Consider the following 16,913-nt stretch of genomic DNA (forward strand, 5'->3'; position numbering starts at 1 on the left):
CGCATCGGCGACGCGCCGATGCTGCCTGAGCTGCTGACGCAGATCCCGGCAACTGAAGCCGTGGCGACGGTGAGCGGCGATGGTGCCTATGACACCAAGGCCTGTCATGCCGCGATTGCGGCACGCGGAGCCGCCGCCGTGATCCCGACCCGCAAGAATGCGCAGACCTGGAAAGGCAGCAGCGCGGGCGTCGAGGCTCGCAACGAAACCTTGCGATCAACCCGGCACCTGGGCCGGACGATCTGGAAGAAATGGAGTGGTTACCACCGGCGCAGCCTGGTGGAAACCAAGATGGGTTGCTTCAAGTTGCTGGGCGAGCGGGTCATGGCCCGAGATTTCGACCGCCAGGTGACGCAGCTTCAGGTGCGCGCGGCGATCCTGAACCAGTTCACGCGCTTGGGCACGCCACACACGATACGTGTGTCCTGAGCAGACTGGGGAAAGGGGTAGCTGCGCTCAGTGGGGCAATTGCGCAACAGCGCCCTCTCTTTGCTACATCCAATAATGATCGACCAGCATTGCTGCAAAAATCGCGGTCAGATGCCAGAGTGACCAACGAAATGTTTTTCTTGCCAACTCGTCGGAATAGTTCTTCATGAGTCGATATCCGTATAGGCAGAAAATCACCCCTGCCGTACAAGCAACCAAGAGGTAAAACCAGGAACGGAATCCCAGAATCGAGGGGGCCACGGATACGGTCAGCAACGCCAGGGTATATAGGAATACCTGGCGGGCTGTATGGGCGATTCCGTGTGTGACCGGCAGCATGGGCAGCCCCGATCGTCGATAGTCCTCGACGCGGTAGAGCGCCAGGGCCCAGAAATGCGGCGGTGTCCAGACGAAGATGATGAGAAAGAGGATGAGCGGTTCGACGCCGATGCTGCCCTGCATGGCGCACCAGCCCAGCACCGGCGGCATGGCACCGGCGGCGCCACCGATCACGATGTTCTGCGGGGTCATCGGCTTGAGGATGACCGTGTAAATGCCGGCGTAGCCGATCAAGGCCGCAAGCGTCAGCCACATCGTCAGGGCATTGACGTACATCCAGAGAATAATGCTGCCCGTTGCGCCAAGGAGCACGGCAAAGGTCGCGGCTTGCAGATGTGTGACGGCCGTGCGTGCGGTCGGGCGCCAGGCGGTTCGCCGCATGCGCGCATCGATCTCCCATTCGAGCAGGCAATTGATGACCGCGGCGGAAGACGCAAGCAGCCAGATGCCCAGGGACGCGAGCGCGATCGTGCGCCATTGCGCCAGATCCGGCCAGCCATCCAGTGACAGCAGCATGCCGATGACGGCGCAAAAGACGATCAGCTGGACCACCTTGGGTTTGGTCAGCGACCAGAGATCACGCCACATCGATATAGACATGGCTGGTGGCTGCAGTGTGTTCATCCCATATGTCCCCAATGCCCTCATCCCGCGATGCGCGAGATGGGTTGATGACACGCGTCATGGCAGGCGCGTTCAATTGCTCATCATGTAAAAGTGCATGCTCCAGATGATCCAAATCGACAGGCCGACGACGATAAACAGGATCACCAAAGTGAACACGAAGCTGATGAGATTCCAGCCCCCCTCGGACGATCGGTTCATGTGCAGGAAGTACACCAGCTGAACCACGATCTGGACCACGGCGAAGGCCACCAGAATCAGCAAGGTCACGGGGTGAGAGAACACCGGCTTCATCACCAGCGCGAACGGAATGACAGTCAGGATCGCGCAGATGACAAAACCTGTCAGATAGCTTCTGGAACTGCCGTGGCTCTCCCCGGCGCGTGTCGTTGTGTGATGCGACATGGTTAGAACACTCCAAAGAGATAGACGAAGGTGAACACGCAGATCCACACCAGGTCCAGGAAGTGCCAGAACAGGCTCAGGCAGGACAGACGGGTCACGTTGGTTGGCGTCAGGCCGCGGCGCTTGACCTGGTGCATCACCACGGCCATCCAGATCAGGCCGCTGGCGACGTGCAGGCCGTGCGTGCCTACCAGGGCGAAGAAGCTCGAAAGGTAGGCGCTGCGCGTGGGGCCCGCGCCGATGGAGATCAGGTGATGGAATTCATAGAGCTCCATGCCGATGAAGACGGCCCCCAGCGCGAAGGTAACGCTCAGCCAGCGCAGCACGCCAGCCTTGTCGAGCCGATGCATGGCAAGCATCGCATAGCCGTATGTGATGCTTGAAAACAGCAGGACGAACGTTTCCGTGAGGATGAACGGGAGAGAGAAAAGCTCCTTCCCGGTCGGCCCGCCCGCGAACGCGCCGCTGAGCACCGCATAGGATGCGAAAAGCGTGCCGAACAGGATCAGGTCGGACATGAGGTAGACCCACATGCCCAGCACCTTCATTCCGCCCTGGTCGTGGGCATGGGAGTCGACGGCATGGTCATCCTGGGAGGCCTTGCCCTTTGCTTGGTCATAGGTGATGGAAGACATGCTCATCCCTTGTATTGCAGTGCATGAAGGTGCTGGTTCTCGATGCGCGCGACCTCCTCGGCCGGCACGTAATAGTCCGTGTCCTCGTCATAGGAACGCACGATCAGGGTCACGATGGTTGCGAGCACGCTCGCGCCGGCCAGCCACCAGATGTGCCAGATCAGGGCAAAGCACAGAAGCAGGATCCAGACGTTCAGGATGAACGGCACGCCGGTGCTGCGCGGCATGTGGATGGGTTCGTAGTGCTTGGGCGGCGGCGGCAGGCCGCGCTTCTTAGCCTCGTGGAAGGCATCGAGCTCGTCTGCCCGGGGCACGACCGCGAAGTTGTAGAAGGGCGGCGGTGATGCCGTGGCCCATTCCAGCGTGCGGGCATTCCACGGGTCGCCGGTGAGGTCGCGGTTCTTCTTGCGGTTGAGCACGCTCACCACCAGTTGCAGCACCAGGAAGACAATGCCTGCCAGGACGAACAGGGCACCCACGAAAGCCACTTGCAGATAGGGCTCCCAGGCCGGGTTGTCGTAGTGGTTCAGGCGACGGGTCATGCCCATGAAGCCGAGCATGTACAGCGGCATGAATGCCAAGTAGAAACCGATGATCCAGCACCAGAAGGAATACTTGCCGAAGCGGTCTTCCAGCTTGAAGCCGAACACTTTCGGGAACCAGTAGTACAGGCCGGCGAAGTAGCCGAACAGCGCGCCCGCGATGATCGTGTTGTGGAAGTGCGCGACCAGGAACAGGCTGTTGTGCAGCAGGAAGTCGGCCCCCGGAATGGCCAGCAGCACGCCGGTCATGCCGCCGATGGTGAAGGTGACGAGGAAGCCGATGGTCCAGAGGATCGGGATCGTGAACTCCACCCGCCCTTTGTACATGGTGAACAACCAGGTGAAGATCTTCACGCCCGTGGGAATGGCGATGAACATGGTCATCATGCCGAAGAAGGCGTTGACGTTCGCACCCGAACCCATCGTGAAGAAGTGGTGCAGCCACACCACGAAGGACAGGATGCCGATGGCCAGCGTCGCGCCCACCATCGAGGCATAGCCGAACAGCTTCTTGCGCGCGAAGGTGGCCGTGACCTCCGAGAAGATGCCGAAGGCAGGCAGCACCAGGATGTAGACCTCCGGGTGTCCCCAGGCCCACACCAGGTTCACGTACATCATCGGGTTGCCGCCGAGGGTATTCGTGTAGAAGTTGAAGTCCAGGTAGCGGTCCAGCGTCAGCGCACCCAGCGCCACGGTCAGGATCGGGAAGGCCGCAATGATGATGACGCTCGTGACGAACACGGTCCAGGTGAACACCGGCATCTTCATCAGCGTCATGCCGGGGGCGCGCATCTTCAGAATGGTCACAAACAGGTTCACGCCGGTCAGCAGCGTGCCCACGCCCGACGCCTGCAGCGCCCATATGTAGTAATCCACCCCCACGCCCGGACTGAACTCGATGCCCGACAACGGCGGATACGCGACCCAGCCAGTCATGGCGAATTCGCCCAGGCCCAGCGACAGCATCACCAGCACGGCGCCGACCACGAAGATCCAGAAACTGAAGGCGTTCAGGAACGGAAACGCCATGTCGCGCGCGCCGATCTGCAGCGGCACGATGATGTTCATCAAGCCGACGATGAAGGGCGTGGCTACAAAGAAAATCATGATCACGCCATGGGCCGTGAAAATCTGGTCGTAGTGCTCAGGCGGCAGGAAGCCCTCGCTGCCGGGGCCGGCCGCTGCCAGTTGGGCGCGCATCAGCAGCGCGTCGGCAAAGCCACGCACCAGCATGACCAGGGCCACGACCACGTACATGATGCCGATGCGCTTGTGATCCACGGAGGTGAACCAGTCACGCCACAACACCCCCCACCACTTGAAATAGGTGATGGCGGCTAAAAGCGCCGCACCGCCAACCACGATACCGATCAATGTCACGACAAGGATCGGGTCATGGAGCGGAATGGCATCCCATGTCAGCTTTCCGAGCATGTCTGCTTACTCCTTCGATGATGTGTCAGGCTCGGAAATCTGCAAAACCTGTGGTTTGGCGTTTTCTCCGACTCCGATGAACTGGTCGATGACCCTCTTGAAAAGTCCTGGCTCAACCTTGGCGAAATGCACCACGGCATGCCCGTGCGACGGCTGGGCTATACGTTTGAATGTGGCAAAGTCAAAAACGATGGGCGCACTGCTGCGCACCTGCTTTACCCACCGGTCGAAGTCCTCGTCGGTGCTGGCGGTTGCGATGAAATTCATCTTCGAGAAGCCATGGCCACTGTAGTTACCAGACATTCCTCGGTACTCTCCGACTTCATTCGCGACAAGATGCAGCTTGGTACGCATTCCGGCCATCGCGTAGATTTGCCCGCCTAATTGGGGTATGAAGAACGTGTTCATGGTGGAGTTCGATGTGATTTCGAACTCCACTTGCCGGTCCACGGGGAAGTTCAACTGATTGATCGTGGCGATGCCAAGATCCGGATAAACAAACACCCATTTCCAGTCCGTAGCGATGACCTGAACGTGCAAGGGCTCGCCCGGCACGTCCAGAGGGCGGTAGGGATCAAGTTCGCGGGTGGATTTCCACACGATCGCCGTCAATATGGCGATGATGATGAGCGGGACACCCCAGACCACGATTTCGATCTTGGTGGAATGCGCCCAGTCAGGCGCATAGTCGGCATTCTTGTTGGATGCCCGATATTTCCACGGAAAAACAATGGAAAGAATGATGGCGGGTATGACGACAATCAGCATGAGCCCAATACAAACCAGTATCAGGTCGCGTTGGGCGATGCCGACAGCCCCTTTGGAGTCGAACAGAACCCAGTCGCAGCCCGACAAGCTCGCAAGTGCAGCGACTGCGAGCGCATAGCGGATGGGGTTCCAGCAGGTTATCTTCATGCTAAGACCTTGTTGAATGAAAGCGCGACGAATCCCATCAAAGGCTCTTCCGGCATTCGTCACTTCACGACAGCGCATGCAAGGGTAAAATTGCACTCACATATGATCATTCATGACCGAGCCATAAATGCATACAAGAGATGAGTTCATCCATGCGGGTCTGGTATTGTATGGTAATTTTGCATGCATTGGAACAGATGGAGTGCGCCTACAATCATGAGCACAACACAAGCGCCCGTACGCAAGCTGAAGAAGCCCAACCGGGCCTGGATACGCCCTCTAGAAGACGGTGGGGGGGCTCGCTATCGACAGATTGCTGACCTCATCGTTGGCGCAGTCAAGGATGGGGTGCTGCGAGCGGGAGACCGGCTGCCTCCTCAGCGCGATCTCGCCCAGGAGCTCGGGGTGGATTTGACGACGGTTACCCGCGCCTATAACGAGGTGAGGTTGGCCGGCCTGCTCGACGCGCATGGCGCGGGAGGAACCTATATTGCAGCCTCCCTGTCCGAGCAGAGTGGCACGATCGACCTGAGCATGAACATCCCCCCTTTGTTGAACGGGGAGAACTTTGAGCGCTTGATGCAATCGGGGCTGGCTCAGGTGAAGGAACAGATCAGTGCTGGATCCCTCATGACCTACCATGTCGGTGGTGGTTCCAAGTCGGATCGAGAAGCTGCTTCGACATGGCTTGAACCGATTGTTGGTTCGGTCAACCCGGACAAGATTCTGATATGTCCTGGTGCGCAGGCGGCCTTGAGTGCGATCCTTCTTGCGTACACGCAGCCGGGTGACGTGATCGCAGCGGAAAATCTGACCTATCCTGGTTTTCTGGCCGCATGTCGAGTGCTGCAACGCGGCGTGGTTCCCGTTGCTTCCGACGACCAGGGAATGGTGCCCGAGGATCTGGATAGGGTGTGCAAGGAGCAAGGCCCCAGGCTGGTGTACTTGGTGCCGACTATCCAGAATCCGACGGCAACCACCATGTCGGCGGAGCGCCGTGAAGCTATTCATGCCGTGGCAACGCGACATGGGGTTGCGATTATCGAGGACGACCCGTACTGGCTAGTCGCCGGCGATGCGCCCCCGCCGATCGCTTCCATAGCCGGCCGCAGCGCAGGTGCTCCGGTGTTCTATATTTCCACGCTTTCGAAATGCCTTGCGCCCGGCTTGCGGACTGCCTATGTCCTGATGCCCGAATCCGAAAGCATGGAACCCGTACTCGATGCACTTCGCGCTATCACCTTGATGGCGCATCAAAGCACCGTGTCGATGGCTTCCATCTGGATTCGCAACGGTATGGCCATGGATATGGTCCAGAAAATTCGGCAGGAGCTGGGTCAGCGACAAAAATTGGCTGCGAAAATTCTTCCAGGGATTCTGCGTGCCCACCCCCATGGCTTACATCTTTGGCTCGCGCTGCCGTCCAGGCTCGACCAGTACCGTTTGATCCAGACTGCCCAGGATCAAGGTTTAGGAGTTGCCAGTTCCGAGGCATTCTCCGCGCAGGAAGATGCACCCAACGCTATCCGCTTGTCATTGGGCGGCGCCAGCGACCAAGCCCGTTTGGTCACGGCGCTAGAGAAATTGGCGGAAATTCTCGGTACCGCCGTCGCTCCAGTCGAACGGCGTCGTGTGATCGTGTGATCGTGGAGGGCTTGGGCTAAGTTCAGGCGTCAGACACCCCCCCCTGAGGCAAGGCAAGGGAGGTCCGAACACAAACGCAATCGCTCGCCAGTGGCCAAAACGATCAAAGCACCGTCAGGCGCGATCGAGACATGCGAGTTGTCGTAATGGTACTGATGCGCTTCGCTTGTCGCCCCTCCCGGGCGGTGGACGACGATCGTCTGGCGCTCGACGCTAACACGATGTCCATGCTCGTCCGTAGCCGGAACCCGGGTCGTCTGAATTTTCATGCTTTGTGACATTGGGCTTAAAACACTGCTTGCAAACTGAACCCCATAAGATAGCATACAAGTCGTATTTGTATGAGATAATCGTTGAATTGTATGCATTGTGGGGCGCACTAGATGATAAGCCTAGATCCAGCTCAGAAGCGATTTCGCTACGTGATGGCCGCGTGTGGCTTGTTCGTGCTCGCGGCCTTGGGCAGCTTGATCTATGTTTGTTCCAGGCCACAGACCCCCGAAGTGCAGGCTGCGGAGCGCCATGCCATTGCGGCCTGCAAAGCTCAAAGTGAGGATCCTGCCCGAACGGATATCTTCCGTAGTGAGCGACGCAAGGCATGCGCCGAAATGGAGAAACAGTATCTCCACAAGTTCCAGCAGCGTCCTTGAAGCATTAAGGAATGCCTGCATGAGCGACATAAACCCCGCCACACCTGCACGTCCCCTGCGAGGAGGCGGCAAGCCTATTTTTTTGGTCGCTGCTCTGCTGATTATGCTATCCGGGGGCATAGGCCTTTGGAAATACTTCGGGTTGGGCGGGTTGAGTGATTTCGCAGAGCAAGCCATCGTTTTTGAGGATTCGCAACTTCGCCTACCCGATCATCTGGCTGGCCCGACTGGACGGGTCCGATTGGTGCATTTCTGGGATCCAGCCTGCAAGGTATGCAACCGCGAAACTGGGGCGCATCTGAGCTATTTGATCAGCATGTACCGCCGCTTCAACATCGATTTTTACAGCGTCCGGCGTCCCGGTACCACCGGGGAACTCCCATCGTTTCTCAAGGACAAGCTCCAACCGCTGGATGGAATTGAGGGTATGGAGCGTATTCCAGCGAGTCCATCCGTCGCGATCTGGGATGCTCAAGGTCGGCTGGCGTACGCAGGCCCGTACAGCCTGGGTATGGTTTGTACTTCGGCTAATAGCTTTGTTGAACCGATCATCGACAAGTTGATTGCCGGGGAACAAGTCGAGCCTTTTGGTATGCTGGCAGTGGGGTGCTATTGCCGCTGGGGCTCACCATGATTGGCGCGCTTGCAACGCTGCTCGGGTTGCAACTCCTCGGCGAAATGCTTGCAGGCTGGCTAAAGTTGCCGTTGCCTGGCGGACTCATTGGCATGCTCCTGCTCCTGGTCTGGTTGTTGATTCGCAAGCGCTGCGACCCGGCGATGCAGCAGACCAGCCAGGTACTGCTCCAGAACCTGATGCTGTTGTTCATCCCTTTCATCGCAGGCATCGTCGCGCAGACCGATTTCATCAAGGCCCAATGGCTGCCCTTCGTCGCAGCCTGCGTACTCGGTGCCGTGGTGTCCCTGGTGGTGACGGCCTGGACCTTGCAGCGGATGCTCAAGGCCGCGGATGCGCGCGGGCCGAAAGGAGACCATACCGATGCCTGAATTCATGGCAGCCAACGCGGCGGCAGTCACCCAGTGGCTTGGGCAGCAGAAAGCGGAAACGCAAAGCCTGTTCTGGGTGACGGTAACGATGCTGGCCTACGGGCTGACCATGGCGTGGTATCGCAGGAGCCGTGCGCACCCGCTCATGTTGCCCGTGGTGACCGGAACCGGCATTGTGATAGCGCTTTTGCTGATGACTGGCACGCCCTATGACCGGTATTTCACCGCCGTGCACCCCCTGGTCTTCCTGATCGGCCCCGCCACCGTGGCGCTGGCGGTTCCTCTTTACGGGCAGCTCGCCAGGCTCAAGGCCATCTGGTGGCCGGTTACAGTGGCGCTTGCGGCTGGCTGCATCACAGCGATTGGCTCGGCCGTGCTGATCGCCTGGATCTTCGGCGGCAGCGGGCAAACGCTGGTGTCCCTGGCACCCAAGTCCGCGACCATGCCCATTGCTACCAGTCTGGCTGCGCATTTTGGTGGATTGGTGCCGCTGGCGGCTGCGGCGGTGGCCATTACCGGCATCGCAGGCACCATGCTCAGTGGCCCGGTTCTGCGCTGGCTGCTCGGGCCGCTCGACGACACGGTGCATGGATTCGCGTTGGGCCTGAGCGCGCACGCCATCGGCACTGCGCGCGCATTCCAGATTAGCGATACTGCCGGTGCGTTCGCCGCCATGGCCATGAGCCTCAATGGTCTCGCGACAGCCATCTTGATTTCGGTTGCACTCAGCTTTTATTGATTTGATTGTGCCGTGTGCACCATGCGTCGTATGTGACCTGATCGTGGAATGGCTGAGCGAACTCCCTGGCTGTGGTTAGCGCTCAGAAGACGCCAGTGGGTCTGACTACCCATCAAGGGCACAGAACTGGTATCATTTGTGGCCCAAACTGGATATCGGAACTGGGAAAATCCTTTTTTAATCAATGGGTTGGATGCTAAGTTCTATTCCGAAACCGGAATCGAACCCGCGTCCGTTGCCACAGCAAATAACACACCCAATTACACCCATTCCTGGGCAAGGTGATCCGCCATGCGGCGAATGGTGCCTACATTCACCGCACAAGGTGCGGCGATTGACTTGCGCATGCGGAGATTACAGGTCATAATCTCCGCATGAATAGCGGCGATTACAAATACATCTGGCAGGCCAGCGACTGGCCGAACTGGCGCTTCGACCTGGCAGTGCTTGCCGGCCCGATGGCCGAGGTTAGTCGTGCCCAGGGGCTCTTGATGGGGCGCTTGGCCGACGTCGGCATGGCGCTGCGCGATCAGGCGAGCCTCGCAGCACTCACCGAGGACGTGGTGAAGACCAGCGAGATCGAAGGCGAGCAACTCAACGTCGAATCCGTGCGCTCGTCCATCGCCCGCAGGCTGGGCGTGGACATCGGCGCGCTCGCTCCGGTCGATCGCCACGTCGAGGGCGTGGTCGAGATGGTGTTCGACGCCACCGCGAACTGTCATGCGCTGGTGTCGCGTGAACGTCTCTTCGGCTGGCACGCCGCGCTGTTTCCCACCGGCTACTCCGGCCTTTCCAGGATCAAGGTTGGTGGCTGGCGAGACGATGCCAATGGCCCGATGCAGGTGGTGTCCGGTCCCATCGGCCGCCAGCGTGTGCATTTCGAGGCACCGCCCGCCGATCATCTAGAGTCTGAAACCAGTCGATTCCTGGACTGGCTCAATAGCGCATCAAGCGAACCGCCGCTGCTCAAGGCCGGCCTTGGGCACCTGTGGTTCGTCACCTTGCACCCGTTCGATGACGGCAATGGTCGTATCGCCCGGGCTATTGGCGACCTGCTGCTGGCGCGTGCCGACGGTAGCCCGCAGCGTTTCTACAGTTTGTCGGCGCAGATCCAGCGCGAACGCAAGGCCTACTACGACATCCTGGAACGGACGCAGAAGCGGTCGATGGACGTCACCGAGTGGCTTACGTGGTTCCTCGACACGCTGCATCGCGCCGTCGACCAGGCACAGCACACGCTCGATGCCGTGCTGACCAAGGCGCGGTTCTGGCAGCGCTGGGCGACTACGCCTTTGAACGAGCGACAGGTGAAGTTGCTGAACAGGCTGCTCGACGGTTTCGAGGGCAAGCTCACCAGCAGCAAGTGGGCGGCCATTGCCAAGTGTTCACCGGACACGGCGCTACGCGATATCAACGATCTGCTGACGCGGGGCGTGCTGCGCAAATCGGATGCGGGTGGACGCAGTACCAGCTACGAGCTGAACGATCTGCCGGAGTAGCTGCGTTCCCAGGAATTGGCTTGGCTCACGCTCGGAACAGCGCTTTCATGGACTCCTGCCAACTCATTCGGAAGGAGACCAAGATGGACGTCGTACACCTCAACCAAAAACAACTGGCCGCCCGCTGGTGCATCAGTGAGGCCACACTGGAACGCTGGCGCAGCGCGGGGATCGGCCCCAAGTTCCTGAAGCTCTGTGGGCGGGTACTCTACCGGCAGGCCGACATCGAGGCCTACGAGGAATCGTGCCTGGCGACCTCGACCAAGACGGTCGCGGCGCAGACCAGTGCCGGCTGAAGGATGTTCCAATTCGTCGGCAAATATTTACAAGTACCGACGTTTCGCAACACGACGGTGCAGGCGACCACGCTTGCAAGCCAGATTACCGGCGAATTGAACGTCCGCAGTCCGCAAGCGCGGACCGAACGAGCGGTTTGTTGAAAATCAACGACTTGGCATCGGGCCGTGCGGGCTGGTGAGGGTTCCTGCGGGTTCGTGCGGAAAGATTCGAACTCCTGCGGGGTCTGGGCGGAACACGGAACTGAACCCGCGTCCGTGTATGAGGCTCTTTAGGAAAGCACTGTTCTTAAGGACGCCCGCCTCTATCAAATGGCCGTTTTGCATCCTGAAAGACCGTTTGAACCAGCCCAAAGTTGCGACAGTCCCAAAATGGGACTACACTGTGGCCAATGCGAGTCATTGCCGTGTCCACCCTTCGAGCATTCTGGGAACTGCACCCTGATGCCGAGCAGCCACTGAAGGCTTGGTATGAGGAAGCAACGAATGCGACCTGGACTCAGCCCGCAGATATCAAGGCGCAGTACCGCAGCGCCAGCGTGCTGAAAAACCGTCGCGTGGTCTTCAACATCAAAGGCAATGACTATCGACTGATCGTAGCCATTGCTTACAAGTTACAGATCGTCTACGTGAAGTTCGTCGGCACCCACAAGGAGTACGACGCTGTCGACGCAGAAACCGTTGAAATGGCCTGATCGGCCACGGAGGAAAACATGGACATCCGCCCTATCCACACCGAAGCAGACTACAAGGCGACGCTCAAAGAAATTTCGGCTTTGATGGAGTCCGACCCTGATCTAGGCACGCCGGAGGGTGATCGCCTGGACATCCTGGCCACACTGGTGCAGGCCTACGAGGCCAAGCACATTCCCATTACTGCGCCGGATCCGGTGGAAGCCATCAAATTCCGGATGGATCAAAGCGGTCTGTCCGTTAAAGATCTCGAGCCGATGATTGGCAAAAGCAACCGCGTCTACGAAGTCCTGAGCCGCAAGCGCCCGTTGACGCTGGCCATGATCCGCAGGCTGCACAAGAGCCTGGGCATCCCGGCCGACGTGCTGATTGCGGAGACGATTGCAGGATGATCGTCGAACACTGAGCTTGGCTTCTACAAGGAACAGCGTTGTCATGGGGGCATCCGTCTTGGAGAAGAAGATGCACTACCCCGTGATGACCGAAAGGCAACTTGCCGCCCGCTGGAAGATCAGCCTGAAAACCTTGCGACGCTGGCGTTCTGACAACGAAGGGCCCACCTGGCACAAATTGTTCCAGTACGTCCGTTACCACGAAGCTGACGTCCTCGACTTCGAGCGACAGAGCGCGCAGCACTGGTCAGCGATTCTCGGCGACGGTGAACGCGTGCCCAAAGTCGTGACTCGGCCACCGCAGGAGCAGCCTGAAACGGACGAAGATACCGGGGCGTTTTACATCACGGCCCAAGGTGTTATTGAGGCAACCGGACTGCCGAAGCACTGGTTCACAACCCCGGGATACCGTACCAGAAAGCAGGTCCCGCATCTGACTTTGGTTGGCAACGTGCGCTTCTCTCTGCAAGCCCTCTGGCAATGGGAGCAAAACCACAGCACCGTCGGTCGGCCGCCGGAGCCCAAAGCACCCCGACAACCAGATACGGAGCCAGAGCCTGCACCGCCATCGCGCGTGCCGCGATGGCATGAACTTGCCCGGGAACTGGACAGAGAACGATTCGATTCCACTTCGTAGTCCGAAAAATGTCCCCGGTTTTGGCCCAAAGTCCACCGTTTCGGCCATTTGTCCCTTGAAGGTGCAGTCGCGACCGAAACCAAACCCGTTCTCCGAGCATAAGCGCGTTTCTGCGTGTTTGTGAGGGGATGAGCGGGTGATGGGATGTCGGCCGGCTGCAACACGTTTGCAAAAATCCTGCGACAACATGCCATCTTGCTATTGACAGCCCCCTCATTACACTCGCACAACCTGTATTTCGTCAGAATAACAAACAAGATGGACAAAGCATGCAGGGAGTGCATCAGGATACGACTGCTGATGCGAAAACACACGTAGACACCCAAGCCGCGCTGTGGCTCCTGGCGAGCCTGGCCGGTTTCTATCGCCAGCCCTTCGATACGGAGCTGGTGATCAAGCGTTTTCCGCCGCCTATCGATCTGCCCACGCTGATCGAGGCCTTGGACGCCCTCGGCCTCAAGGCCGGGTTGGCGCATTGGCCTGATGGCCAGTCATCAGGGCTGTCGGCCTTGCCGCTGCCCGCCGTGGCGCTGTTGCCTACGCCCGCGGCTGAAGCTACGCAGGCAGGCTCTGGCGAAGATACAAATGCCGCGTCACCCCCGCCACCCTCCCGCATCCCGCTCACCCCGGCGCTGATCGTCCAGCACGGTGACGACACCCTGGCTTGGGTCAAACCCGGCCAGTCGGCCCCGGAGACCGTGGCGCTCGACGCCGCCCGCGCCCAAGCGGCACCGGTACTGCTGCTGGTGGCCCAGGCCGAGCCACCCGTTTCCGAATCGGTCAGCAAAACCGCATCGCCCGAAACCCAGAAAAAGCCCTTCGGCTTCTCCTGGTTCGTGCCCGAACTGCTGCGCCACAAGCGCATCTGGCGGGATGTACTGCTCGCCAGCCTCGCCATCCAGTTGGTCGGCCTGGCCACACCGCTCTTCACCCAGGTCATCATCGACAAGGTCATCGCCCATCACTCCGAGAGCACCCTCATCGTGCTGGGCGTGGCGCTGGTGGTGTTCATGTTCTTCACCAGCGGCATGACTTGGCTGCGCCAGTATCTGGTGCTGCACACCGGCAGCCGCATCGACGCCGTGCTGGGCGAGAAGGTGTTGAAGCACCTGCTGCACCTACCGCTGCCGTACTTCGAGGCGCGGCCCACCGGTACGTTGGTGGCGCGTCTGCACGGCGTGGAGCAGCTGCGCGAGTTCATTTCCGGCGCGGCGGTGAGCCTGGTACTCGATCTGCCCTTTCTACTCATCTTCCTGGCGGTGATGTTCTCCTACAGCTGGCAGCTCACGCTGATCGCGCTGGGCATCTTGACGCTGATCGTCATCGCCAGCCTCATCATGGTGCCGATCTTTCGCGAGCGGCTGGACAAGCAGTTCCTGCTCGGTGCAAGGAATCAAGCCTTTCTCACCGAATACCTGGCGGGCATGGCCACGGTCAAATCCCTGCAACTGGAGCCGGACGTGGGCAAACGCTACGGCACCTATCTGGCGCAATACCTCTCGGCGGGCTTCGCCACCAAGCAGGTCGGCAACACCTACAACGTCGTCGCCAACGGGCTGGAGCAGGTGATGACGCTGTCCATCCTCATCGTGGGGGCGTGGCTCGTGATGCAGCCTGATGTGGGTATGACCGTGGGCATGCTGGTGGCCTTCCAGATGTTCGCCAGCCGCATGAGCCAGCCGCTGCTGCGTCTGGTCGGGCTGTGGCAGGAATTCCAGCAGGCGAGCATTTCCGTCAAGCGCCTGGGCGACATTTTGGACATGCCGCAAGAGCCCTTCACGCTCACCCCGCAACGCGCTGCGGGTGGCGAAGGCCGCATCGACATCCGGGACGTGGGCTTCCGCTACTCCGAGCAGCACCCTTGGCTCTACCGGAACCTGAGTCTGGCCATCCCCACCGGCAAGCTCACGGTGCTGATGGGCCCCAGCGGCTGCGGCAAGAGCACGCTGGCCAAGCTGATGCAGGGCTTCTACTGGCCACAGGAAGGGCAAATCCTGCTCGACGGGCGAGACATCCGCCAGCTTGCGGCCAACGAACTGCGTGCCACCTTTGGCGTGGTACCGCAAGAAACGGTGCTGTTCTCCGGCACGGTGTACGACAACCTGGCCATGGCCCACCCGCACGCGAGCTTTGAAGATGTGATCGCTGCCTGCAAAGCGGCGGAAATTCACGAGGTGATCGAGAAGCTGCCGCAGGGCTACCAGACCGAGATCGGTGAGCGCGGCACTGGACTATCGGGTGGACAGCGCCAGCGCATCGCCATCGCCCGCGCGCTGCTCAAGCGCCCCAAGGTATTGATCTTCGACGAGGCCATTTCCAACCTGGATCAACAGACCGCCGAGCATTTTGCGCAGACCATCAACCGGCTCAAGGGCAAGGTGACGATGATCTTTATCACGCATCAGGTGCCCAAGGGGCTACAAGTGGATGAGGTGGTGAATATGGGGCAGCATGCCATGCACATGAGTTTGGTGAAGGAAGACAAATGAAGCAGTTGAGCAAAGATCAGTGGCGAAAAATTCATGGAATCAGACCACCAAAGGACCCAGCTGATCCCGATGTCATTGGTCGACGACCAATTCACGAAGCAATCGTGAATTGGGAGATCAAGTGGACCACTCGACTACACCTGATCTTCGCGCCTCTGGCCTTCACTATTGTGCTCATGCCGAAACTCAACAAAGCTTGGTATGAGGTTATTTCCTCTATTCCGATTGTTTCGTGGATTCACAGAGAGTTTTCCGGTTTGACTGGCATGCTGTATTTATGCCTCGCTGTTGGTCTGGTTTTTTATTTCTACTCGGCCAGCAAAATTGACGGAAAAAGCCACTCGGAATACGGCTACCCCATCAATATCAACCATGTTCGATCCCCCAAAAATATCAAGCAGGGCGAGCTTTATCCAAGAACAAAATTGGAGGAAAGGGTGTTTTTTGCCGATAGCGCAGGCGGCATATGGCTGGCGACAGTCATGTGGTTTGTTCTGTTTGGTGGAATTTCCGTTTTATTTTCCATGAAAGGAGGCTGAAGTGAGTTTTTGTGCAATCCCCCGAACGCTGGGCGCTCTGGGTACGGCAGGAGAACTGGCGGCTGCAACTGCTGGTGCCAATTCGGCTTACAACGCCGGCCTTGGACAATCGAATAATGTAGGCGCAATGGGGGCTGCCGTGGTTGCCGGCACTGCAACAGCCATGCAAATGGAGCGCTCCCCAGCTTTCCTGCGGGGTCTCGGAATGGGGCTTGCGCCAGCTGCGGCAGCAACACAGGCATCTTTGAGCTTGGCCGCATTACAAAATGCAACAACGCCTGCTGATAGGTTTGCTGCTGGACTGGGCGTCCTTGCGGGCGTGACTGGAACGATCGCTGGCCTCCTCCCTCCATCGCCCGCCAAAGTAGCTTTGACAGCAGCATCCATCGCTGCATCAGCTGCACAAGCACTCGTTGATGCGCGAGAGCCGCTCAGCCAAGCAGTGATTGACGCGCTGGACCAGGGCACGCAGGCGTTCAACGGCTTCTTCTACAATCGACCTGGCACATGTGATATCGAAAAGATCAAAAAGAAAACCCGCACCGCCTCCAATTTTGCCTCGCCTATCGTGCTCGACCTGGATGGCGACGGTGTCATTCGCACGGTAGGGCTGACCTCAGGCGTCAATTTCGACCACGCCGCCGACGGTTTTGCCGAGCGCACGGGCTGGGTGGCACCTGGCGACGGACTGCTGGTGTGGGATGGCAATGCCAACGGCGCGATCGACTCGGGCCGCGAACTGTTCGGCTCCGAGACCCTGCTGCCCAACGGCATGAAGGCCATCAATGGCTTTGACGCCCTCAAGGCCTTTGATGTCAACGGCGACGGGGTCATCGACGCCAATGACCCGGTGTTTGCCCAGTTGCGCGTGTGGGTCGATGCCAACACCGACGCTCGCACCGGCGAAGGTGAACTGCTCACCCTCGAACAAGCTGGGGTGCGCAGCATCAATCTCACCTACAGTGAATCCGGTTTTGTCGACGCCCAAGGCAACGCCCACCGGCAGG

At 59.3% G+C, this 16,913-nt stretch carries 17 protein-coding genes and 1 pseudogene; 13 read left to right on the forward strand and 5 right to left on the reverse strand.

The annotated features are described in order from the left end of the window. A partial coding sequence (locus AAV94_RS03615; RefSeq protein ID WP_046740683.1) for an IS5 family transposase occupies window positions 1-429 on the forward strand: 429 nt, incomplete at its 5' end. Window positions 430-492: 63 nt separating this feature from the next. On the opposite strand, the gene cyoE is transcribed toward AAV94_RS03615, so the two are convergent. The 5 genes from cyoE to cyoA all read right to left on the reverse strand — a co-directional run bounded on the left by cyoE (window position 493) and on the right by cyoA (window position 5,323). Continuing rightward, window positions 493-1,392 carry a heme o synthase gene (gene cyoE / locus AAV94_RS03620; protein WP_046740976.1) on the reverse strand — a complete coding sequence of 300 codons (900 nt, stop codon included), beginning with the start codon at window positions 1,390-1,392 and terminating at the stop codon, window positions 493-495. A gap of 72 nt (window positions 1,393-1,464) precedes the next feature. Further along, entirely contained in the window at window positions 1,465-1,797 is a 333-nt protein-coding gene (cyoD, locus tag AAV94_RS03625) for a cytochrome o ubiquinol oxidase subunit IV (protein WP_046740977.1), read from the reverse strand. Window positions 1,798-1,799: 2 nt separating this feature from the next. Next, window positions 1,800-2,432 (reverse strand): cytochrome o ubiquinol oxidase subunit III, encoded by a 633-nt coding sequence (gene cyoC / locus AAV94_RS03630; protein ID WP_046740978.1) that lies wholly within the window; start codon window positions 2,430-2,432, stop codon window positions 1,800-1,802. A gap of 2 nt (window positions 2,433-2,434) precedes the next feature. Then, window positions 2,435-4,408: a cytochrome o ubiquinol oxidase subunit I gene (gene cyoB, locus AAV94_RS03635; protein ID WP_046740979.1), complete on the reverse strand. Its 1,974-nt coding sequence runs from the start codon at window positions 4,406-4,408 to the stop codon at window positions 2,435-2,437. Window positions 4,409-4,414: 6 nt separating this feature from the next. After that, the gene (gene cyoA / locus AAV94_RS03640; protein WP_046740980.1) at window positions 4,415-5,323 is read right to left on the reverse strand and encodes a ubiquinol oxidase subunit II; all 909 of its coding nucleotides are present in this window, start codon (window positions 5,321-5,323) and stop codon (window positions 4,415-4,417) included. 216 nt (window positions 5,324-5,539) lie between these two features. Here cyoA and AAV94_RS03645 point away from each other — a divergent pair, with 216 nt between their 5' ends. The 12 genes and pseudogenes from AAV94_RS03645 to AAV94_RS03705 form a co-directional block, all read left to right on the forward strand. Beyond that, window positions 5,540-6,967 (forward strand): aminotransferase-like domain-containing protein, encoded by a 1,428-nt coding sequence (locus tag AAV94_RS03645; protein WP_046740981.1) that lies wholly within the window; start codon window positions 5,540-5,542, stop codon window positions 6,965-6,967. A gap of 669 nt (window positions 6,968-7,636) precedes the next feature. Further along, the gene (locus tag AAV94_RS03655; protein WP_197407997.1) at window positions 7,637-8,251 is read left to right on the forward strand and encodes a DUF6436 domain-containing protein; all 615 of its coding nucleotides are present in this window, start codon (window positions 7,637-7,639) and stop codon (window positions 8,249-8,251) included. Beyond that, window positions 8,248-8,622, forward strand: coding sequence for a CidA/LrgA family protein (locus AAV94_RS03660; protein ID WP_046740983.1), 375 nt, complete (start codon window positions 8,248-8,250; stop codon window positions 8,620-8,622). Before AAV94_RS03655 ends, AAV94_RS03660 begins: the two co-directional genes overlap by 4 nt. After that, complete coding sequence (locus tag AAV94_RS03665; protein ID WP_231731216.1) at window positions 8,615-9,361, forward strand: LrgB family protein; 747 nt, start codon at window positions 8,615-8,617, stop codon at window positions 9,359-9,361. The genes AAV94_RS03660 and AAV94_RS03665 overlap by 8 nt, the downstream gene beginning before the upstream one ends. 374 nt (window positions 9,362-9,735) lie before the next feature. Continuing rightward, the gene (locus AAV94_RS03670; protein WP_046740984.1) at window positions 9,736-10,860 is read left to right on the forward strand and encodes a Fic family protein; all 1,125 of its coding nucleotides are present in this window, start codon (window positions 9,736-9,738) and stop codon (window positions 10,858-10,860) included. Between the two features lie 83 nt (window positions 10,861-10,943). Continuing rightward, window positions 10,944-11,156: a helix-turn-helix transcriptional regulator gene (locus AAV94_RS03675; protein ID WP_046740990.1), complete on the forward strand. Its 213-nt coding sequence runs from the start codon at window positions 10,944-10,946 to the stop codon at window positions 11,154-11,156. A 392-nt stretch (window positions 11,157-11,548) separates the two neighbouring features. Then, window positions 11,549-11,851: a type II toxin-antitoxin system HigB family toxin gene (locus tag AAV94_RS03680; protein ID WP_046740985.1), complete on the forward strand. Its 303-nt coding sequence runs from the start codon at window positions 11,549-11,551 to the stop codon at window positions 11,849-11,851. Between the two features lie 18 nt (window positions 11,852-11,869). Continuing rightward, window positions 11,870-12,241 (forward strand): helix-turn-helix domain-containing protein, encoded by a 372-nt coding sequence (locus AAV94_RS03685; protein ID WP_046740986.1) that lies wholly within the window; start codon window positions 11,870-11,872, stop codon window positions 12,239-12,241. A 43-nt stretch (window positions 12,242-12,284) separates the two neighbouring features. After that, window positions 12,285-12,878, forward strand: a complete 594-nt coding sequence (locus tag AAV94_RS15030) for a helix-turn-helix domain-containing protein (RefSeq protein WP_052754896.1) — start codon at window positions 12,285-12,287, stop codon at window positions 12,876-12,878. A 269-nt stretch (window positions 12,879-13,147) separates the two neighbouring features. Continuing rightward, the gene (locus AAV94_RS03695; protein WP_084824719.1) at window positions 13,148-15,367 is read left to right on the forward strand and encodes a peptidase domain-containing ABC transporter; all 2,220 of its coding nucleotides are present in this window, start codon (window positions 13,148-13,150) and stop codon (window positions 15,365-15,367) included. Then, entirely contained in the window at window positions 15,364-15,906 is a 543-nt protein-coding gene (locus AAV94_RS03700; protein ID WP_156454331.1) for a hypothetical protein, read from the forward strand. Before AAV94_RS03695 ends, AAV94_RS03700 begins: the two co-directional genes overlap by 4 nt. Before the next feature lie 250 nt (window positions 15,907-16,156). Beyond that, window positions 16,157-16,913: pseudogene (locus tag AAV94_RS03705) on the forward strand (hypothetical protein); the annotation flags it as partial.

This window comes from Lampropedia cohaerens (assembly GCF_001005215.1).
Taxonomy (GTDB): domain Bacteria; phylum Pseudomonadota; class Gammaproteobacteria; order Burkholderiales; family Burkholderiaceae_C; genus Lampropedia; species Lampropedia cohaerens.

Bases quoted from the DNA above. Each gene is read 5' to 3' on its own strand.
- cyoE (WP_046740976.1), bottom strand. From the start codon at position 1,392: ATGAACACACTGCAGCCACCAGCCATGTCTATATCGATGTGGCGTGAT.
- cyoD (WP_046740977.1), bottom strand. From the start codon at position 1,797: ATGTCGCATCACACAACGACACGCGCCGGGGAGAGCCACGGCAGTTCC.
- cyoC (WP_046740978.1), bottom strand. From the start codon at position 2,432: ATGTCTTCCATCACCTATGACCAAGCAAAGGGCAAGGCCTCCCAGGAT.
- cyoB (WP_046740979.1), bottom strand. From the start codon at position 4,408: ATGCTCGGAAAGCTGACATGGGATGCCATTCCGCTCCATGACCCGATC.
- cyoA (WP_046740980.1), bottom strand. From the start codon at position 5,323: ATGAAGATAACCTGCTGGAACCCCATCCGCTATGCGCTCGCAGTCGCT.
- AAV94_RS03645 (WP_046740981.1), top strand. From the start codon at position 5,540: ATGAGCACAACACAAGCGCCCGTACGCAAGCTGAAGAAGCCCAACCGG.
- AAV94_RS03655 (WP_197407997.1), top strand. From the start codon at position 7,637: ATGAGCGACATAAACCCCGCCACACCTGCACGTCCCCTGCGAGGAGGC.
- AAV94_RS03660 (WP_046740983.1), top strand. From the start codon at position 8,248: ATGATTGGCGCGCTTGCAACGCTGCTCGGGTTGCAACTCCTCGGCGAA.
- AAV94_RS03665 (WP_231731216.1), top strand. From the start codon at position 8,615: ATGCCTGAATTCATGGCAGCCAACGCGGCGGCAGTCACCCAGTGGCTT.
- AAV94_RS03670 (WP_046740984.1), top strand. From the start codon at position 9,736: ATGAATAGCGGCGATTACAAATACATCTGGCAGGCCAGCGACTGGCCG.
- AAV94_RS03675 (WP_046740990.1), top strand. From the start codon at position 10,944: ATGGACGTCGTACACCTCAACCAAAAACAACTGGCCGCCCGCTGGTGC.
- AAV94_RS03680 (WP_046740985.1), top strand. From the start codon at position 11,549: ATGCGAGTCATTGCCGTGTCCACCCTTCGAGCATTCTGGGAACTGCAC.
- AAV94_RS03685 (WP_046740986.1), top strand. From the start codon at position 11,870: ATGGACATCCGCCCTATCCACACCGAAGCAGACTACAAGGCGACGCTC.
- AAV94_RS15030 (WP_052754896.1), top strand. From the start codon at position 12,285: ATGGGGGCATCCGTCTTGGAGAAGAAGATGCACTACCCCGTGATGACC.
- AAV94_RS03695 (WP_084824719.1), top strand. From the start codon at position 13,148: ATGCAGGGAGTGCATCAGGATACGACTGCTGATGCGAAAACACACGTA.
- AAV94_RS03700 (WP_156454331.1), top strand. From the start codon at position 15,364: ATGAAGCAGTTGAGCAAAGATCAGTGGCGAAAAATTCATGGAATCAGA.